Origin of the sequence: Synechococcus sp. W60.3, assembly GCF_047502615.1 — a bacterium.
Taxonomy (GTDB): Bacteria; Cyanobacteriota; Cyanobacteriia; order Thermostichales; family Thermostichaceae; genus Thermostichus.
Genome location: NZ_JANSHJ010000005.1, coordinates 89,148 through 106,830, shown reverse-complemented (window position 1 = coordinate 106,830; position 17,683 = coordinate 89,148). Strand labels below are relative to the sequence as shown.

At 62.1% G+C, this 17,683-nt stretch carries 20 protein-coding genes and 1 tRNA gene; 8 read left to right on the top strand and 13 right to left on the bottom strand.

The window, feature by feature from the left end; genetic code table 11:
* From NW846_RS03255 to NW846_RS03245, 3 genes are all read right to left on the bottom strand, one after another.
* A partial coding sequence (locus tag NW846_RS03255) for a transposase (protein WP_414515309.1) occupies positions 1-215 on the bottom strand: 215 nt, incomplete at its 3' end.
* On the bottom strand, positions 182-409 hold the full coding sequence (locus NW846_RS03250; RefSeq protein ID WP_240531074.1) for a hypothetical protein: 228 nt from the start codon (positions 407-409) through the stop codon (positions 182-184). The genes NW846_RS03255 and NW846_RS03250, both read right to left, overlap by 34 nt.
* Entirely contained in the window at positions 309-554 is a 246-nt protein-coding gene (locus NW846_RS03245) for a helix-turn-helix domain-containing protein (protein ID WP_228375326.1), read from the bottom strand. The genes NW846_RS03250 and NW846_RS03245 overlap by 101 nt, the downstream gene beginning before the upstream one ends.
* A 414-nt stretch (positions 555-968) precedes the next feature.
* Between NW846_RS03245 and NW846_RS03240 the strand changes: the two genes are divergently transcribed.
* Complete coding sequence (locus NW846_RS03240; protein ID WP_414346147.1) at positions 969-1,547, top strand: DoxX family protein; 579 nt, start codon at positions 969-971, stop codon at positions 1,545-1,547.
* A 38-nt stretch (positions 1,548-1,585) separates the two neighbouring features.
* Here NW846_RS03240 and NW846_RS03235 read toward each other — a convergent pair whose 3' ends face one another.
* From NW846_RS03235 to NW846_RS03225, 3 genes are read right to left on the bottom strand one after another with little or no spacing between them, the layout of a single operon-like run.
* Positions 1,586-3,817, bottom strand: coding sequence for an RNA degradosome polyphosphate kinase (locus NW846_RS03235; RefSeq protein WP_414346150.1), 2,232 nt, complete (start codon positions 3,815-3,817; stop codon positions 1,586-1,588).
* Position 3,818: 1 nt separating this feature from the next.
* On the bottom strand, positions 3,819-4,778 hold the full coding sequence (locus tag NW846_RS03230; protein WP_011431272.1) for a branched-chain amino acid ABC transporter permease: 960 nt from the start codon (positions 4,776-4,778) through the stop codon (positions 3,819-3,821).
* Positions 4,778-5,635 carry a branched-chain amino acid ABC transporter permease gene (locus NW846_RS03225; RefSeq protein WP_414346153.1) on the bottom strand — a complete coding sequence of 286 codons (858 nt, stop codon included), beginning with the start codon at positions 5,633-5,635 and terminating at the stop codon, positions 4,778-4,780. The genes NW846_RS03230 and NW846_RS03225 overlap by 1 nt, the downstream gene beginning before the upstream one ends.
* A 105-nt stretch (positions 5,636-5,740) precedes the next feature.
* Here NW846_RS03225 and lptC point away from each other — a divergent pair, with 105 nt between their 5' ends.
* Positions 5,741-6,742: an LPS export ABC transporter periplasmic protein LptC gene (gene lptC / locus NW846_RS03220; protein WP_011431274.1), complete on the top strand. Its 1,002-nt coding sequence runs from the start codon at positions 5,741-5,743 to the stop codon at positions 6,740-6,742.
* Between the two features lie 82 nt (positions 6,743-6,824).
* Entirely contained in the window at positions 6,825-8,489 is a 1,665-nt protein-coding gene (locus NW846_RS03215) for a sulfatase (RefSeq protein WP_099835766.1), read from the top strand.
* Positions 8,490-8,492: 3 nt separating this feature from the next.
* Here NW846_RS03215 and NW846_RS03210 read toward each other — a convergent pair whose 3' ends face one another.
* A complete protein-coding gene (locus tag NW846_RS03210) occupies positions 8,493-8,981 on the bottom strand; it encodes a DUF3531 family protein (protein ID WP_011431276.1) in 489 nt (162 codons plus the stop codon).
* 431 nt (positions 8,982-9,412) lie between these two features.
* Here NW846_RS03210 and fabG point away from each other — a divergent pair, with 431 nt between their 5' ends.
* Positions 9,413-10,156, top strand: coding sequence for a 3-oxoacyl-[acyl-carrier-protein] reductase (fabG, locus tag NW846_RS03205; protein WP_228375524.1), 744 nt, complete (start codon positions 9,413-9,415; stop codon positions 10,154-10,156).
* On the opposite strand, the gene NW846_RS03200 is transcribed toward fabG, so the two are convergent.
* The 5 genes from NW846_RS03200 to panB form a co-directional block, all read right to left on the bottom strand.
* On the bottom strand, positions 10,153-10,854 hold the full coding sequence (locus NW846_RS03200) for an HAD family hydrolase (protein WP_414402090.1): 702 nt from the start codon (positions 10,852-10,854) through the stop codon (positions 10,153-10,155). The genes fabG and NW846_RS03200 overlap by 4 nt on opposite strands.
* A 45-nt stretch (positions 10,855-10,899) precedes the next feature.
* Entirely contained in the window at positions 10,900-11,562 is a 663-nt protein-coding gene (locus NW846_RS03195) for a YqiA/YcfP family alpha/beta fold hydrolase (protein ID WP_414346160.1), read from the bottom strand.
* Positions 11,563-11,576: 14 nt separating this feature from the next.
* Positions 11,577-11,816: a preprotein translocase subunit SecG gene (gene secG / locus NW846_RS03190; protein WP_414346163.1), complete on the bottom strand. Its 240-nt coding sequence runs from the start codon at positions 11,814-11,816 to the stop codon at positions 11,577-11,579.
* Positions 11,817-12,382: 566 nt separating this feature from the next.
* Positions 12,383-12,514, bottom strand: coding sequence for a hypothetical protein (locus NW846_RS03185; protein ID WP_255322492.1), 132 nt, complete (start codon positions 12,512-12,514; stop codon positions 12,383-12,385).
* Between the two features lie 137 nt (positions 12,515-12,651).
* On the bottom strand, positions 12,652-13,437 hold the full coding sequence (panB, locus tag NW846_RS03180) for a 3-methyl-2-oxobutanoate hydroxymethyltransferase (RefSeq protein ID WP_011431283.1): 786 nt from the start codon (positions 13,435-13,437) through the stop codon (positions 12,652-12,654).
* 166 nt (positions 13,438-13,603) lie between these two features.
* Here panB and NW846_RS03175 point away from each other — a divergent pair.
* Together NW846_RS03175 and NW846_RS03170 are read left to right on the top strand one after the other, a co-directional pair.
* Positions 13,604-13,690, top strand: a tRNA-Ser gene (locus NW846_RS03175).
* Positions 13,691-13,917: 227 nt separating this feature from the next.
* Entirely contained in the window at positions 13,918-14,667 is a 750-nt protein-coding gene (locus NW846_RS03170; protein WP_099812816.1) for a phycocyanobilin:ferredoxin oxidoreductase, read from the top strand.
* Positions 14,668-14,673: 6 nt separating this feature from the next.
* On the opposite strand, the gene NW846_RS03165 is transcribed toward NW846_RS03170, so the two are convergent.
* Complete coding sequence (locus NW846_RS03165) at positions 14,674-15,501, bottom strand: hypothetical protein (RefSeq protein WP_414515298.1); 828 nt, start codon at positions 15,499-15,501, stop codon at positions 14,674-14,676.
* A 452-nt stretch (positions 15,502-15,953) separates the two neighbouring features.
* On the opposite strand from NW846_RS03165, the gene prmA reads away from it, so the two are divergent.
* Together prmA and NW846_RS03155 are read left to right on the top strand one after the other, a co-directional pair.
* On the top strand, positions 15,954-16,859 hold the full coding sequence (gene prmA, locus NW846_RS03160) for a 50S ribosomal protein L11 methyltransferase (RefSeq protein WP_049749840.1): 906 nt from the start codon (positions 15,954-15,956) through the stop codon (positions 16,857-16,859).
* Complete coding sequence (locus tag NW846_RS03155; protein WP_414346168.1) at positions 16,829-17,647, top strand: 16S rRNA (uracil(1498)-N(3))-methyltransferase; 819 nt, start codon at positions 16,829-16,831, stop codon at positions 17,645-17,647. Before prmA ends, NW846_RS03155 begins: the two co-directional genes overlap by 31 nt.
* Positions 17,648-17,683 lie beyond the last annotated feature (36 nt).

Genomic DNA, 17,683 nt, shown 5'->3' with positions numbered 1-17,683 from the left:
CGGCGCTGGTTGGCTACTTTCTGATGTGCCTTGCTCAACCTCTTGACCGCTTTCTGGTAGCGGTTTGACCCCTTCTGCTTGCGCGATACAGACCGTTGCAGCCGCTTGAGGGGCTTTTGCGCCCTACGGTAATGCTGAGGAACCTCAACCGCCTCACCCTCATCGGTGACCAAGAAAGAGCTTAGCCCCAGGTTATCCCCATCGTGTTTTCCCACGTTGGCGGGTCAGGGCTCCATTCCGGGACAGACGGATCCTGCAGGCTCAAGGTGAAGTACCACCCATCCACCTTGCGGGTGATGGTGGCCGTTTTAATCACGAAGCCGTCCGGCAAAGGACGGTGTTGGATGAGCTTGACCGGCCCAATCTTGGGCAGATGGATAAACTTTCCCCGGATACAGTCCTGCTTCATCTGAGGGAAAGCGATTTTGCTCCCACCCGTTGAACCGTTCTGCCAAGCGATAGTTGTACTGCTTACGCAGCAGCTCCAGCCACTCACCCATCAGGGCGACTTGGCTAGCAGTAGGGCGCAAGCGGTACTGGTAAGCGGTTCTCATGATGAATGCATTGTACCTGTTGAACGCTCCCGCCTCTCATCCCGACTCTGGCCGGCCCGCCCCCCTATATCCCCCCGTATACGGGGGGACTGGGGGGCTGGGATATAGGGGGGTACAGAGCGGGGCTTCCAGGACTACGTCCCGCTAGCGCGAACGGCGGATTAGCTAAAGACAGGGATCGTCTGCCAGAAGAATTGCGCCAACACTTCACAAGGATAGGCACTCGAGAACGGCTTGGGCGCATCTTGTCCAAGCGACGCTGCGGGGGCAGGGATCCCCTCTGTTGCTGCGCCCACCCCCAACCCAATGGCCGACGATCCGGCCTCCGAAGGACAGGGGATCCCGCCCTGGTCTTGTTACAGAAATTTAGAATCGTTACAATAGTTAGCATCTTTGCATTGCAGGTTGCATCTCATGGCACTCACTCAGCAGTTTCCCGTGCTGCTCGTCTCGGTTTTGCGTCACGACAGCGTTCCTCCGCGGTGGTCCCAGTTGGGGTGGACCGTCTTGCGGGTGGTGGCGGGGCTATTCATGATTCACAACGGCCTCGACAAGCTGGCCGATATCGAAGGGTTTGCGGCGGCCTATGTGGAAGTGATCGGCTTGCCGTTCCCCATCTTTTTCTCCTATGTAGCCGCCTACACTGAACTGATCGCAGCTCCCCTGGTGGCCCTGGGCCTGTTCACGCGGCCCGCCGCATTGAGCCTGGTGGCCACGATGGCGGTGGCCATGTTTCACCACATCAAGGTGGCCGGCTTCAGCATTCCTTACCTGGAGCTATCGGCCATCTACGCGACCATCTTCTTGGCCTTTGCCGTCAATGGCGGCGGTTGGTTCTCTCTGGATCAGCTCTTGGTGAACGGCATTGAGGCGGGGCTGAACCGCTCCAGCCGACAAAAGTTGGAGAGCTTGCAGTCTTCGCTGCAGGCCACCGAGCAGGTGATCGCCCTGGGCGAGCAAGAGGCCGAAGCTGCCCAAACCCCTCGCTCCTAAGCCAACTTCCCAGAGAGAGAGGGGACCGGGGGTGAGGGCTAAAGGCGGCTGGCGGCCCGCTCCATCAGGCGTTGGTGGGTGGAGCGTACCGGCTCTCCCGGCTTGGGCTGTCGCTGTACGTAGGTGCCATCGGGACGCAATTCCCAAGCTTGCCGGTTATCCGTCAGACAGATCTCCAAGATCGCCTTCAGCTCTTGCTGCAACAGGGGATCCTCTACAGGGGTTACCACCTCGACGCGGCGATCCAGGTTGCGGGTCATGTAGTCGGCGCTGCCGATGAAGTACTCTTCCTGGCCGCCGTTGTAGAAGTAGAAGATGCGGGAGTGCTCCAAGAAGCGCCCGATGATGCTGATGACACGGATGCGCTCGCTCAGGCCCGGGATCCCTGGCTTCAGGCAGCACATGCCACGCACAATGAGGTCGATCTCCACCCCTGCCTGGCTGGCCTCGTAGAGCACTTGGATCATGCGCGGGTCGGTGAGGGAGTTGACCTTGACGATGATGCGTCCCCCCTGGCCGGCTTGGGCATGGCGCATCTCTCTCCGGATCAAGGCTTCCATCCCCTGGCGCAGGGTGCGAGGGGCCACCAGCAGCTTGCGGAAGTGCCGTTGCCGCGAATAGCCCGTCAGCAGGTTAAACAATTCTGTTACATCGTTACAGAGAGTCTCATCGCAGGTAAACAGGCCCAAGTCAGTGTAGATGCGGGCGGTCTTGGGGTTGTAGTTGCCGGTGCCGATGTGGACATAGCGGCGCAGGGATCCCCCCTCTTCCCGCACCACCAGCGCCAGTTTGCAGTGGATCTTCAGCCCCGGCAGGCCGTAGGCCACGTGCACCCCAGCTTTTTCCAGCTTCTTGGCCCAGAGGATGTTGTTTTCTTCGTCGAAACGGGCTTTGAGTTCCACCAGGGCGGCCACCTGCTTGCCGTTCTCGGCAGCCTGGATGAGGGATCCCACCACCGAGGAGTCGCCGGAGGTGCGGTAGAGGGTTTGCTTGATGGTGAGCACCTGGGGATCGTTGGCCGCCTCCTCCAAAAACCGTTCCACACTGGCAGCAAAGGAATCGTAGGGGTGGTGCACCAGCAGATCCCCTTCCCGGATGACGGAGAAGATATCCACCGGCTCATCGCTGACCGAGGCAGTACGCAAGCGGGGAGGGGTGACGGGCCCCCAAGGGGGATCTTTTAAATCAGGGCGGTTGAGGTTGAGAAACGCCATCAGCCCCCCCATGTTGAGGAGCCCATCCACCTCGTAAACGGAGTCGGCATCCAGATGCAGCTCTTCGCACAGCCGTTGGCGAATGGCAGAGGGCATCGACTTGGCGATCTCCATGCGCACCACCGAGCCAAAGCGCCGTTTGCGCAGCTCTTCTTGAATGGCTGCCAGCAGATCGTCGGCCTCGTCCTCTTGGATCTCCAGATCGGCGTCGCGAGTGATGCGGAAGGGGTAGTACTCCAGCACTTCCATGCCCACGAACAGGGCCTCCAGGTGATGGGCGATCACCTGATCCAGCGGCACGAAGCTCACCCCGTCCCGCAGCGGCACAAAGCGGGGCAGGGTGTTGGGCACCTTGACGCGGGCAAAGTGTTCCTTGCCGGTCTCCGGATCCCGCACCACCACCGCCAAGCTGAGGCTGAGGTTGGAGATATAGGGAAAAGGATGGCCCGGATCCACCGCCAAGGGGGTGAGCACGGGAAACAGGCGGCGGTCGAAATACTCCCGCAGCTCCTGCCGCTCCGGTTCGGCCAGCTCGGAAAAATCGCGGATGTGAATGCCCTGTTCCGCTAGCTTAGGCACCAGTTCCTGCCGAAAACACTCGTGTAACTTTTGAATCAGGGGGCGCAGGCGATTGGAGATCTGCCGCAACTGCTGCTGCGGTGTGAGGCCATCTGGAGTCAGCACCAACACACCCGTCTCCAGCTGACGGCGAATCACCGCCACTCGCACCATGAAGAATTCGTCCAGGTTGCTCTCGAAGATGGCCAGAAACTTCAGCCGCTCCAACAGGGGAGTGCGCTCGTCCAGAGCCTCGTGCAACACTCGGGCGTTGAACTCGATCCAGCTCAGCTCGCGGTTGAAATACTGCTCCGGCAAGGCATAGCCCTCCTGGATGGGCGCAGTCGGGATCCCGGGCTGTCCGGCATCGGGATGGCAGCCTGTCGCGTCGGGGTTGTGGGGCGACAAGGGAGAGTCCGTTTCCTGGGGGCGCGGAGTCATGGTGGCAGAGGTCTGGGTTGTCTCAAACACGTCAACAACGGCTGCAGCCGACCCCATCCTATCCTGCTGGGTTCTGCTTAGACGAAACGGAAGTAGCCACAACAGGCTTGGGCGGACGTTCTGGCAACAGCCCTTGGGAGCGCGTGAGAAGAATCACCTGCAGCAAGATCCCGATCAACAAAATGCGCAAGGGGCCGGCCCGGGTGGCCCATTGGGGCGGCAGACGGTTGGTCAACCATTCGCTGCCCGACCACACGCCCCAAATCACCAGCGCCCCCAGCAGGGCGCCGCGGTTGTTGCCGCTGCCCCCGGCAATCAACATCACCCAGACGATGAAGGTGGCAAACTCCGGCTGGAAGGCTTCCGGGCTGATGAAGTTGACAAAATGGGCATAGAGCGCCCCCGCCAGCCCCATGAGCATGGATCCCAGGACAAATGCCTGCAAACGAAACTGGAGCACATCTTTGCCAGCGGCTAGGGCTGCCGGCTCGTCCTCGCGGATAGCCCGCAGCACCCGTCCCCAAGGAGAGCGATAGGCCCGCTCGCTCAGCCAGTAAACCACCGCCAAGACCAGCAGCACCAAGCCCAAGTACAGCAGCGTATCCTGTCCTGGGATCCAGCCGCGAAAGGGCCGCGGAATGCGGGTGATGCCACGCACGCCGTTGGTCAGCCAGCCCTCGTTTTTCAGGATTTGGCTGATGATCTCGGCAATGCCGATGGTGGCGATGGCCAAGTAGTCGGAGCGCAGCTTGAGGGTGATCAAGCCGATCAAGAAGGCGATCGCCCCGGCGGCGACCACCGCCATGGCAAAGCCCACCCAGAACGGCAGATCGAACCCGCCCAGGTGCTCAGGGGTGGGCGGCGTCGTGGCAATGGCGCTGGCGTAGGCCCCCACAGCAAAAAAGGCCCCCACCCCAATGTTGAACATGCCGGCGTAGCCCCACTGGATATTGAGGCCCAGCACCAGCACGCCGTAGATCCCCACCAAAACCAAAAAGAAAATGGCGTAGCTCAACATCAGGCCCGTCCTCCCAACAGCCCTGTGGGCCGCAAGATCAGCAACAGCACCAGAATGGCAAAGGCCACCCCCGTCTTGTAGGCTGGGCTGAGCACCAAAGTAGAAAACTCCTCCGCCAGGCCAATCACCAGCCCCCCGGCGATGGCCCCGTAAGGGCGACCAATGCCGCCGAGGATGGCTGCAGCGAAAACGGGCAACAGCAGCCGCCAGCCCATGGTGGGGTGCAGCCGCGTATCCAGGCCCAGGAAGATGCCCGCCACACAGGCCAAGGCGGCGCCAATGGCCCAAGTCCAGAGAATGATCCGCTCCGTATCGATGCCGGTCACCTTGGCCAAGTCAAAATTGTCGGCCATGGCCCGCATGGCTTTCCCCACCCGCGTGTGCTGCAAAAACAGGTGCAGCGCCACCACCAACAGCGCCGTTCCCACCAGAATCGCTACCCAATCCGGCTTGACGCGCAGCCCCCAAAACTGCCAGGGCAACTGGATGCCGCTGCGGTACACCTGGTTGTTGGGCCCCCAGAGAATCTGCACCAAGCTGCGCAAGATCAGGGCCGTGCCAAAAGAAGAGATCAGCAAAATCACCGGCGCTTCCCGGCGCAGGCGGCAATAGACCAGTTGGTCGATCCCCACCGCACACAGTGCTGTCGCCAAGGCCGCCGGGATCCAGCTCACCTCTAGCGGCCAACCCCAGCCGACAAACGTCAGGGCAAAGTAGGCCCCCAAGGTCATCAGATCCCCGTGGGCAAAGTTGGCAAAGCGCAAAATGCCAAACGTGAGAGACACCCCAATCGCCCCCAAAGCATAGATGCTGCCCAGGACGAGGCCGTAGATGAACAGTTGCAACAGTTGGGTCACACCTGCCCCCGCAATACCCTGCCCTGATGATGCCACAGCGGGATCCCATCCGGCCCAGCGGCAGGGTAAAGCTAGGGTAGGAGAAAGCGCGCAAGAGAGAGAGCCATGCAGCCCAGTTCTTCTCGGATCCTAGGTTGGCTAGTGGTTTTGGCCCTGCTGAGCGCTGCCTGTGGTGGGCCGGAGCCACCCCCGGCCAGGGATCCCGAGGCTCCTTCCGCACCTATCTCCACCCCCCAGTTGATCTACGAAGACATCACCCTCACCCAGGCCAAACCCGATGGTGGCCTGCTCTGGCGCCTCCAGGCTCGCCTGGCCGAATACGAGTCCCCCCCAGAAAATGGCACCACTCCCGTGCAGTTGGGATCCGCCCATTTGCAGTCTATCGAGGGAGAGTTTTTCGACGCAGAGGATCGCGCCATTCGCGTCCGGGCCGAGCGGGGATCCGCCTACCCCGGCGAGCGGCGGCTGGAACTGACGGGCCAGGTGGAGGTGGAATCGGAGCGGGACAACCTGCGCCTGCAGGCAGAGCGGCTGCAGTGGTTGCCGGAACAGCGCCTCCTCGAAGCCGAGGGCCAGGTGCAGGTGGAGCTGTTGGACGGCCGGGGATCTCTGGAGGGGGATCGCTTGCGCATCGACTTTGGCCAAGCCCAGATGCAACTGGAGAATCGGGATCCGAGCCAACCGGTGCGGGCCAAGTATCGGGATCCGGAGCTGGAGCTGGCCGCCCGCCGTTTCTTGTGGGAATTTGGCGCCGGCGAGGTGCAGGCGCTGGGAGCAGTCGAGGTGGATGCCCCCCAGCAAAGGGTGCGCCTCAGCGGCGAGCAGTTGCGGGCTCCGCTGCCCCTAACCGAGCTGCGCCTGCTGGGCAACGTGAAAGCCAAAGCCGTTCGCGTTGGCGGGACGGAGTCCCTGCAAACCGGCCAAGAGTTGCAGGCCCAAGAGATCCGCTGGCGCATCGGCTCCACCCAACTGCAGGCCCTGGGCAATGTGCGCTACCGCCAGCCCGGACAAGCCCTGACCGTGAGCGGCGACAGCGGCATCCTAGACTGGCAGGCCAACACCGCCCGGATCCAGGGCAACAGCCAAACCCAGCTCACTTTGCCCTAGGAGCCGGCGACAAAGGGCCGACAGGAGCATGTCAAGATAGTTTAAGAACCGTGTTGGGTGGGTTGTGGTGAGGAGTTCAGCAATGGCAGAGGCCGCCTTGGGGGAACGCCCCAACATTCTGTTGATCGTGCTCGATACCCAACGGGCGGATCGCCTTTCCTGCTACTGGTCAGAGGAAGAGCGGGCCCGTCAGGTGCCCACCAGCCCCAACCTGGATCGGCTGGCGGCAGAATCCACCCTCTTCGAGCGGGCCATCGCCCCCGCCCAGTGGACGATCCCCTCCCACGCCTCCCTGTTTACGGGGGAATATCCCAGCACCCACCAGACTGTCCAGGCAGACCTGGAGCTGAGCCCCGCCCTGCCCACCCTGGCGGAGCTGTTGAAACTGGGCGGCTACACCACCGTGGGCTTTTGCAACAACCCCCTGGTCGGGATCCTGAAAAACGGACTGCGGCGCGGCTTTGACACCTTCTACAACTACGGCGGGGCCCTGCCCACCCGCCCCCCCGAAGGCAATCCCTTGCCCACCCCCCTCAACCGCTGGCTGGCCGCCTACACCCAGTTTTGGCGCCGCCTCTCCTACCCGGTGCAAAACGCCTTTGCCCGCTCTGATACTCTCTTCCAACTGGCGCTGCACCCCTGGTTTGCCTCCCTCTGGACCCGGCTGATGAACTTCAAGGGCAACACGGCTGCCTCCATTGCTGACCTCAACGGTTACTTGCAGCAGATGGCCCGCCGCCAGTTGGATGGGCAAGCGCCGCCCTTCTTTTGCTTTGTCAACCTGATGGAGCCCCACCTGCCCTACTGGCCGCCGGAGCCCTTTGTGCAGAAATATGCTCCCTACTTCAAGACCAACCGCGAGGCGCGCGACTTTTTGCGGGAGTATAACGCCCAGCCCTACCGCTGGATGGCGCCCCTGCCCCAGCCGCTTTCCCCGCTGCAGGCCCAGGTGCTCAGGGACATCTACGATGCCGAGGTGGCCTACCAGGATCACCTGCTGGGATCCGTCTTCGAGACCCTGCGCCACACCGGCCTAGAGCAGAACACCCTGGTGGCCATCGTCGCCGATCACGGCGAAGGCTTAGGGGAACACGACTTTGTCGGCCACGCCTTTGTGGTTTACGAAGAGCTGATCCGCGTCCCCCTGATCCTGCACTACCCCGGCTACTTTCCAGCAGGAAAGCGCGTGGCCACCCCCGTTTCCACCCGCCGCCTCTTCCATACTCTCTTGGAAGCAGCCGGCTTCCGCCCCAGCCTTTCTCTAGCCAACGGCGCCCCCCGCGTCAGCCTCCAGCTTCGCCGCGAGATCGCCCGCCTCAGCCTGAGCCGCACCCTGGCCGGCGAGGATCCGGAGCAGGGAGTGGTGCTCAGCGAAGCCTTCCCGCCCCAGATTCTCCTGCGCGCCATGGAAAACCGCAACGACAACCTGCTGCAGGCGCGCGCCTGTTACGACACCCGCCGCGCTCTCTACGAAGGGGTGACCAAGCTGATCCAAACCGGAGATCGCCCCAGCCTCTACAACCTGGAGCAGGATCCGGCGGAACTGCAGGACTTGCTGGCGGCCGGGATCCCTTCTGAGCCGGGATCCCTTTCCCCCCAGGCTTGGCTAGACCGCCTGCGGCAAGGGCTGAGGCAGTGGTTGGAGTGGGCAGAATCGCGCCGGCCCAGCACCGCTCCTCGCCGAGTTGACATGGAAAGCAACACAGACTTGGTGCGGCGGATGCAAGAGCTGGGCTACCTGGAGTAGGAGCTATTCCAGCTCTCCCTCTTCCCCCCAATGATCCCGCAGGTAGCCGTTGAGATCATCATAGACATCGGTCTCCTCGGGATCCGGTGTTGGCCAGTCCTCGTTCTGCCCGCCGATGATGACGCGGCTGAGGTTAATGTACTCGAGGCTGAGGGTGCGCAGGGCGTTGATCAGCACATCCAGCGCCAAGGCATCGGCCGTGCCCAGGTCAAACCAGCAGCGGGCCCAGTTGCCCTTTTCTTCCAAGGATCCCATGTTGTGCATCAGGGAGGTCAAGGGAGCTGAGTCGCTGGGGTACTCCAAATAGCTCAGATCCACCTCCGCCTCTTGGGCCACCAGGCGCTCGGCGTTGAATCCCCCCAGCTTGCCCAGCACATACCAGGATTCCAGCACCTCCTTGAGGTACTCCAGCTCCGCTGGAACCGGCGGCTCCGCAAACTCAAACCAGATCCAGAGATTTCCCGGATCGCACTCGCGAAACTCCACTTGCATGGACGGTTCCTCGGCTAGGCCTAGCCATCGATCTTAATCTGGCCCAGCTTACTGGTTTCTCCCCAGAGGGCAAGGATCCTCCTGGCGTCAGCGCTTAGGGAACACCGTTCCGCTTGCGCGAGCAGCGACAGCACCTACCGTTGGGGCCTGCGGCCCGCTGACGCGAGGGGGTCTCCCCAGCCAGTTGCTCAAACGCTCCGCGCTGCTGATGCGACCAGCCGCGGCCCCTCTCCCAAGAGGAGCTAGCCCTCACCCCCAGCCCCTCTCCCAAGAGGAGAGGGGAGTTTGGGATCGAGGCGACAGGCGGTCTCATCGCTGTTGGAACGGCCATAGGGGGGAGTCTCCCCGCCCCAGACAAGGCCAAAGCATCCTATACTGTTGCGGCGGTAGAAATAAGCGGGAAGCTGCTGCCTATGTCTGAACTTCTCCCCTTGCCCTCGCTCCATAACCAGGTGGCGGTGGTCACCGGAGCCAGCCGGGGCATTGGCCGGGCCATTGCCCTTCACTTGGGGGCGATTGGCGCCAAGGTGGTCGTCAACTACGCTCGCTCCGCCGCCGAGGCCGAGTCGCTGCTGCAGGAGATCGCCGCCCTGGGGGGCGAAGGGATGGCTGTGGCCGCCGATGTCTCCCAGCCGCAGGCGGTGGAACAACTCTTCGAGCAGGTGATGGGGCGCTGGGGCCGGGTGGACGTGCTGGTGAACAATGCCGGCATGGCCCGCGACACCTTGCTGCTGCGCATGAAGCCGGAAGACTGGCAGGCGGTGCTGGATCTCAATCTCACCGGCGTCTTTCTGTGTCTGAAGGCGGCCGCCAAGATCATGGTCAAGCAGCGGCAGGGACGCATCATCAACATCACCTCGGTGGTGGGCCTGGTGGGCAATCCCGGCCAGGCCAACTACAGCGCCGCCAAAGCAGGGGTGGTGGGCCTGACCAAGACGGCAGCCCGCGAGCTGGCCAGCCGCAACATCACCGTCAACGCCGTCGCCCCCGGCTTTATCACCACCCAGATGACCGAGAAGCTGGATCCCGGCCCCATCCTGGCCCAGATCCCCCTGGGGCGACTGGGATCCCCGGCAGAGGTGGCGGGGCTGGTGCGCTTTTTGGCGGCCGACCCGGCGGCAGCCTACATCACCGGGCAGGTCTTCGCCATCGACGGCGGCATGGTGATGAGCTAGAGCTGTTTCCCCTTACCCCCCAGGTCTAGAAGTGCTGCCAGCTCGGCAAAGCTGTCCACCACGGCATCGGCCCCCGCCCGGCGCAGTTCCTCGGCGGTGAAAGCAGTGGTCAGGCCAACCGCCCAACAGCCGGCCCTCTTGGCGGCGCGGATCCCGTGGGTGGAGTCTTCGACCACCAAACACAGACTGGGATCCAAGCCCACCTTGGCAGCCGTTTTCAAGTAGGGCTCGGGGTCGGGCTTGGCCCGCCGGATATCTTCGGCAGTAACCACGGCGTCGAACCAGCGGCCCAGGTTAAAGCGCTGAAAGATCTGCTCTTGATCCCGACGGGTGGCTGAGGTGGTGAGGGCCAGGGCTGAGAAGCGGCGGCGGCTGGCCGCCAAAAACTCCAGCACCCCCGGCACCAGCGGCACCTCCCCCAGCAGCTCGCCAAAAGCCTTGGCCTTTTCCTCGATCAAACGCTGCACCAGCAGGGATCGTTCCGCAGGCGGGGTGTCCGTCAGGTGTTCCACAAGATACTCGAACATGTCCCGGTCGGTGCGCCCCTTAAACTGCAGGGAGATGGGGGCCAGATCCAGAGAGATCTGACAGCGCTGCAGGGCGATAGTCCCGGCGCGGGCGTGGATCGGCTCCGAATCCACGATCACCCCGTCCATATCCAAAAGCAGGCCGGCAGTCGCGTCAGCGGCGCGGAGCATTTTGGGCGGCATAGACCGTTGGGCAAGCGCGGGACAGGGATCCCCTCACCAGCAAGGCTGCTCTGTCGCCATCCCCCAGCCACAAAAGCGGCTGGCAACCTGCCAGATGGGATCCAACACGTCGGTGAGGGCGTGGTCGCTCTCTACAGATACCAGTTGCGCCCAGGGGCGACGGGCCACGTAGTCACGGCTGGACTGGATGGGAATGATCTCGTCCCGGATCCCATGCACAATCAGGGTGGGCACAGGCCGGCGCAACGCCCCATCCGGGTAGCGTTGGGCATCGGTGACAAAACCGTACTCCAACGGCAGCGGACGGCCTTCTCCGTAGTGAAATACTGGCATTTGGCCGGTGCGTTGCCAGCTTTCCACCGCTTCCGTCCCCAGCCGCGGCAGCCAATGGCCCAGAAAGCCAAAGGCCGGTGCCAAGAGCACCAGACGCTGCACGCAGGGTTGCTGCTCGGCCACCCAGGCGGCCACCAGTCCCCCCAAGCTCGAACCAATAAGGGTAACGGGAGGATGGCCCATTTGCGCCAACTGCTCAGAAACCTGCCGGATCTGGCGGGTCAAGGTAAGCTGGGCAAAGTTGCCCTGGTTGAGATCGGGCACCTGCAGAGGGATCCCAAGCTGCTGCAGCCGCTGCCGGAAAAAAGTAGCCTTAGCCGATTGAGGCCCAGAGCCGAATCCGTGCAAGTAGATGACCGCCACGATGACAGGGATCCCTAGGGGCCTGTGGCTGCCAAGAGCCAGCCTGCCCCCAACACCACGCTAATGGAGAGGAAGAGGGTGGCCACCGTCCAGGTGATGCGGTTGAGGTTCTGCTCGGCACTTTTGGAGCTGGAGAACAATTGGGCCTGGCCGCCAATGCCCGCCAGCCCATCCCCTTTGGGGCTATGCAACAACACCAGTATCACCAGCAAAACGGCCGAGGCAGACCAAAGGAACTCGAAGAAGGCTTCCATCGCAGAGGATCCCACTAGGGCACGTTGCTGAAGCTATTATCGCCTGTATCTCCACCCTGGCACACCCTGCGCTCCCCTTCCAAAATCCATTAGATTGGAGTTTCAGCGTGGGATCTCTCACTGCCAACTTTTCCCTCTCTGGGGGACGTTATACAGCCGAGCCTGACCCCGTCTTGACACTTCCCCGACTAAGGGGGGGGATTCTTACGCAGTTCAAAAACGAACTTGTAAAGGCGTTGCCAAACCGCCTCTAGACAGTTCTTTCAGTCAAAGCCCCAAGGTTCTGCTTACTTGTCTGATCGCGTCAGCGGGACGGAGTCCTTGCAGGTTGGCCGAGAGGTTGGCATCTCGCAGACGCTTGCCACCGGTCGGGTTTTTCACCGTGATTAGAGGCTCGCCTGGGAACGGTACGCCTCGTCTACACTATTGGCAAGCAACTAAAGCTGCTTACGGGCTTTTCCGCTCCGCACTAAAGTACGGGGCTAGCAAGCTATCCTTCTGTATTGCTGGTGTCCTGTATGAGCTCTCTTCCGCCTCCTCTGAGCGGGGCCATCGCGTGGCTATTGCTACTCTTGCCGTTGTGGACGGTGGCCAGAGCAGTCGCGGACTTCTTGCATCAAGCTCAACAGATGCACCGCATCCCCTGCCACAAGTGCAGGTTTTACAGCGGCGATCCCCACCTCAAGTGCGCTGTCCATCCTCAGCAAGCTCTGACAGAGGCGGCAATCGGCTGCCCCGACTGGCTTCCAATTTCTGGAGATCCTCGCCAGGGGAGCGCAGTAACCAACAACTGAGCTGCCAGAAGGTGATACTTGCGAGTTTCCCAGGGGATCCCCTAAGTGGGGGGAAACAGTCTCTGATGAACATCGCCGACAAAGGCTTCCACCGCTTCTCGGATCACCTCTCGCAGGTTGGCGTAGGCTTTGGCGAAGGGCGGGATCCGCTCGCTGAGGCCGAGCAGGTCGTGGGTGACGAGAATTTGGCCGTCGCAGGCCGGGCCAGCCCCAATCCCCAGAGTCGGGATCCCGACTTGCTGGGTGATCTGGGCAGCCAATTCCGCCGGCATGTGTTCCAAAACCAGGGCAAAGGCTCCTGCTCGCTCTAGGCTCAGGGCTTCCTGGCGCAGCCGCTCCGCCTCCGAGGGGGTTTTCCCCTGCTGGCGATACCCCCCCAGTTGATGTTTGGCCTGTGGGGTGAGGCCGATGTGGCCCAAGACCGGGATCCCTCGCTGGACCAGAAAGGCCACTGTTTCCACCATGTCTGGGTAGCCCCCCTCCAGCTTCACCCCATTCACCCCTGCCTCCTTCATCAGACGTCCTGCCGAGAGGAGGGCCTGCTCTTTGCAGACTTGGTAGCTCAAGAAAGGCAAGTCGGCCACCAAAAAGGCTCGTTCTACGCCGCGGCGCACTGCCTGGGCGTGGTGGATCATCTGTTCCAGAGTCAGGGGCAAGGTGCTGCTGTGCCCCAAGCTGGTCATGGCCAGGCTGTCGCCTACTAAGATCAAGTCGATCCCGGCCCGATCCAAGATCTGCGCTGTGGCGTAGTCAGCAGCCGTGAGGGCCACCAACGGTTGACCCGCCTGTTTGGCCTGGCGAAAGTGGTGAATGGAAAGGGCAGCCATACCTCTATGATCTCATTTGCCCCGCCATTTCCGGCTGGTCGGGCCGTACCCCCCAAGGGCTTTGGCCCTGGGGTGCTTGGCCAGCTTGCATCTGCCCCATTCCACGAGAGGGGATCCGGGCAGGATAGCCCGTTTGCCGCTAAGATGGTAAAGCCCTATGCAGACTGGAAGGGTGACAGAGTGGTTGATTGTGACGCTCTCGAAAAGCGTTGTGGCCGCAAGGTCACCGTGGGTTCGAATCCCACCCCTTCCGTCCTCGATCAATCCAATGGCGCTCAACGCTGCCAACGCCCGCTAGGGTCAGCATCCGGCCCTCTCCACCTCCGCCAAAGCCCCCGGCAGCCCTGGACTGGCTGGGATCCCTCGCTTTATTAAGTCCCACCTCAGCTTCCTGAAACCTGGATCTCAGGAGGGCACCTTTGCGGATTGGCCCGGCAGGGCTTTCGAGGACTTGTCGCTTAACCGGTCTTCTTGGCTCCCATGTTCACCGCCCCTGCTCTGCAAGCGCAACTGCATCCCCTCATCCAGCGCCTTTCGGAGGCGATTCTGAGCATTTGGGGATCCCACCTCAGCCTGGCTCCCTATGCCCTGCCGGCGGAGCTGGGCTATGTGGAGGGCCGCCTGGAAGGCGAGAAACTGCAGATCGAAAACCGCTGCTACCAAGGGGATCCCTTTCGCAAGCTGCACCTGGAGCTGGCCCAGGCCGGGCAAAGCCTGGATATCCTCCACTGCGTCATGTTTCCGCAGCCGCAGTACCCGCTGCCGCTGTTTGGCTGTGACATTGTGGCCGGCCGCGGCCAGGTGAGCGCCGCCATCGTCGATCTCTCGCCGGTCACCCCCACTTTGCCGGATCCCTACATTCAAGAGCTGGAAGCCTTGGGAGCTCATCTCGCCCCTTTCCAAAACCGGCGCCAGTTGCCGCCGTGGGGGACGATTTTTTCTCCCTACTGCCTGTTCATCCGGCCCGGCGATGAGGCGGAAGCCGACCGCTTTTTGTATTTTGCCTGCCGTTACCTGGAAATCCACTGCCGGCTGGCGCAACAGATCCCCCCGCAGACAGATCCTGTCCAGATCCTGGCCCACTACCAAGGGCAGCAGCGCTACTGCAGCCAACAACAGCAAAACGACCGCACCCGCCGCGTTTTGGAAAAAGCTTTTGGCCCCGCCTGGGCCGAGCGCTACCTGAGCACCGTCCTTTTCGATTTGCCCCCCAGTCCTATGCAGATCTAGTGCCGATTAGACGGGATCCCCTTGCAGCCGCTGCTGGATGCTCAACGCCAATTTTTGCCCTAGGAACTCCGGCAGGGTTGGAGTTGCATCCGGCCCCAGCAAGTAGAAAATGAAGCGCGTCTGCTTGCGGCGGAGCATCAGATTGAGGTGAACAACGGTCAACTCCTCCTGCGCCAGAGCGGTCATCACCCGGTAAAACACGCCCGGCTGGTTGTCCACATCCACCAACAGCGTGGGCAGATGAAACACCGGGTCAAAATAAAAAGAAACCTGGGTGTCTTTCAAGCCGGCCTTGAGATCAAACTCCAGCGCCAAGGTTTCGTGAACGGGAAACACCCCCGCCAAGCACTCGTGAATAGCCCGTTCTAGGTTGAGCTTGGTCTGGGCAGAAAGGCTGTGGCCATCGCGCGAGACGGTGACGCGGATAAACACCAAGTGCGGTGAGTAGATCTGCCCGTAAAGGTGGATGCCGTGCACCGAGAGATTGAAAGCGGTGAGCACCCCAAACAGGTCGCTGAGCAGAGAAGGGCGGTTGCGATAGGCCAGACAAACCACCGTCTTGCTGCGCTCGTCCCGCATCTGTACCACGGCCTTGCGGGTTTGGTAGAGGGCATAGGCCAAGCGCAGATTTTGAGCCTGCACCTCGCTGCTGACGAACTGGCTATAAAAAGGCGGAAAGCTGCGGTTAAAGCGCTGCATGAGAGCCGTTCGCGCCAGCGGGACGGAGTGCTTGCGAGTGCTGACTGCGAGCGGCTGGGGATCCTCGTGGCCAGCCCTTTCCCCTCTGGCAAGAAGAGCCACCTTCGGCTGCTGCGCTGACTGCTCGGTTGACATCGACTTTGCCGCCTGCATTGCTTCCTCTCCATCGTTACTCAGCATGCCCCGGCCAAACCTCATCTATCAGTAAAATCACTGAGGCTGGAAAGCACGTCAACGCTGTACCCAATTCTTGTTCAATGCTTTTGGATTTAATCTATCTCACAAGGCCGAGCTGGGCATCCAAGGAACCGCTGAGGGCCATCCCCCAATTGGGGGGAAGTCCATCCCTGCGTCGCTGCCAAGCCGACGGGTGTGCGCCTTCAAATCCCAGACCAACCAGGAACAGTGGGGCAGGCTCTTAAAGCCTAAACTATGAATTGAGGGGAGAACTGCAATTTTTGATATAGAGTGCTGGATTAAGTGCTAGCCTGCTGGCAACTTGGAGCGCTATTCTGTTAGCCAAAACTTCGGTTTTCCTTAGGTTTGTTGAAGGGATCCCCGTGAGCACAACCGTTGCCGACCCCAGCCTGCTCTCGCCTGCCCAAGCGCCGGATCCCGGTGGGGCCTGGTGGGCTCTCAACATCATCGCTTCCCCTGCCCAGGAGGATCAGATCTTTTGGCGGCTGGAGAGCTTTGGCTGTCAGGGCATGGCCAGCCAGGCTCATGGCGAAGATCGAATCAGCATTCACGCCTATTTGCCCTGGTTCCGCGCCACCCTTTTGGATTTGGCCGCTCTGGCGCTGCGCCTGCGGCAAGACGCCCTTGTGGCTGGCCAGCCCATCCCCAAACTGCGCTGGGAACGCATAGAAGCGGAGGATTGGAGCAACAGTTGGAAGCAGCACTGGCAGCCCGAGCCAGTTGGGGACAAGCTGCTCATCTGTCCGGCCTGGCTGGATCCCCCCCCCCATCCCGGTCGTCTCCTGTTGCGGCTGGATCCGGGCATGGCCTTTGGCACGGGCACGCACCCCACCACCCAGCTCTGCCTGGAGGCTTTGGAGATGCGCCTGGGGGCGGGCACAGAGGGGGTAACAGTGGCCGATGTGGGCTGTGGATCGGGCATTTTGTCGGTGGCGGCGGCTCTTTTGGGGGCAAAGCGGGTGTTTGCGGTGGACATCGACCCGCTGGCGGTGCAGGCCACGCTCCACAACCGCGACCTCAACGGCCTCACCGATCGCATTGTGGTGGCCCAGGGGAGCCTGGAGCACATTCCCGAGATGGTGGACGGGCTGGTGTGCAACATTCTGACGGACGTGATCCTGGATATGATCCCAGAGTTTGGCCTGGTGGTGAAAAAGGGGGGGTGGCTGATCCTCAGCGGTATCCTCCTCGAGCAGGCCAAGTTGGTGGCGGAGATGTTGGAGGCCAACGAATGGGCGGTGGCAGCCCTCTGGCGACGGGGAGAATGGTGCTGTCTGAACGCACGCATGACCTGAGTTCTCTGCCCCGCCTGGCCATCGACCCGGCTCAACGGGATGCCGGCGGTGTTCTCCATTTAACCGGCCCGCAAGAGCACTACTTGCAGCGGGTGCGCCGCCTCAAGCCGGGGGATCCGTTCTTGGTTTTGGATGGCTCCGGCAAGCTGTGGCTGGCCCATTGGCAGCCGCAGGGATCCCAGGTTATGGGCGAGGTGGAGGCGCTGCCGCGGGAGCTGCCCGTTTATTTGCATCTGGGCTTGGCAGTGGTCAAGGGGCCGGGGTTTGACGAGGTGTTTCGCCAGGTCACCGAGCTGGGAGCGGCGCGCATTACCCCTCTGCTGACGGAGCGCACCGTGGTGGAGCCGGGATGGGGCCGGCGGGAACGCTGGCAGAAAATTGTGCAGGAGGCCGCCGAACAATGTGAGCGGCTGCGCTGGCCCCAGGTTGATCCCCCTACCCCTTGGACAAGTTGGCTGGCCGAGCTCAAAGCCGATTGGTGGGGCATTGCTGTGGCGCGGGAGAACGCTCCCCTCCTGCTGCAAGCCCTGCCGAAGCTGAGGCTCTCGGAGAGGGATCCCGTCTTGGCGGTGGCCATCGGCCCAGAAGGCGGCTGGACGGAGGCCGAGCGCCGTCAGGCGGAAGCCCATGGCGGAGTGCCGGTTTCCCTGGGCACCACCATTTTGCGCTCCACCACCGCCGCTGTGGCTGCCAGCAGCCAAGTGGCCGCCACCTACTCCTGTTGGGGTTTAGCTCAGGCTCAGCTTGCCCCGTCGGCAATGGGGAACGCGGCTGCCGATAGCCGATAATCGATAATTGAGTTGATAGGAAAAAACTGACGCCGA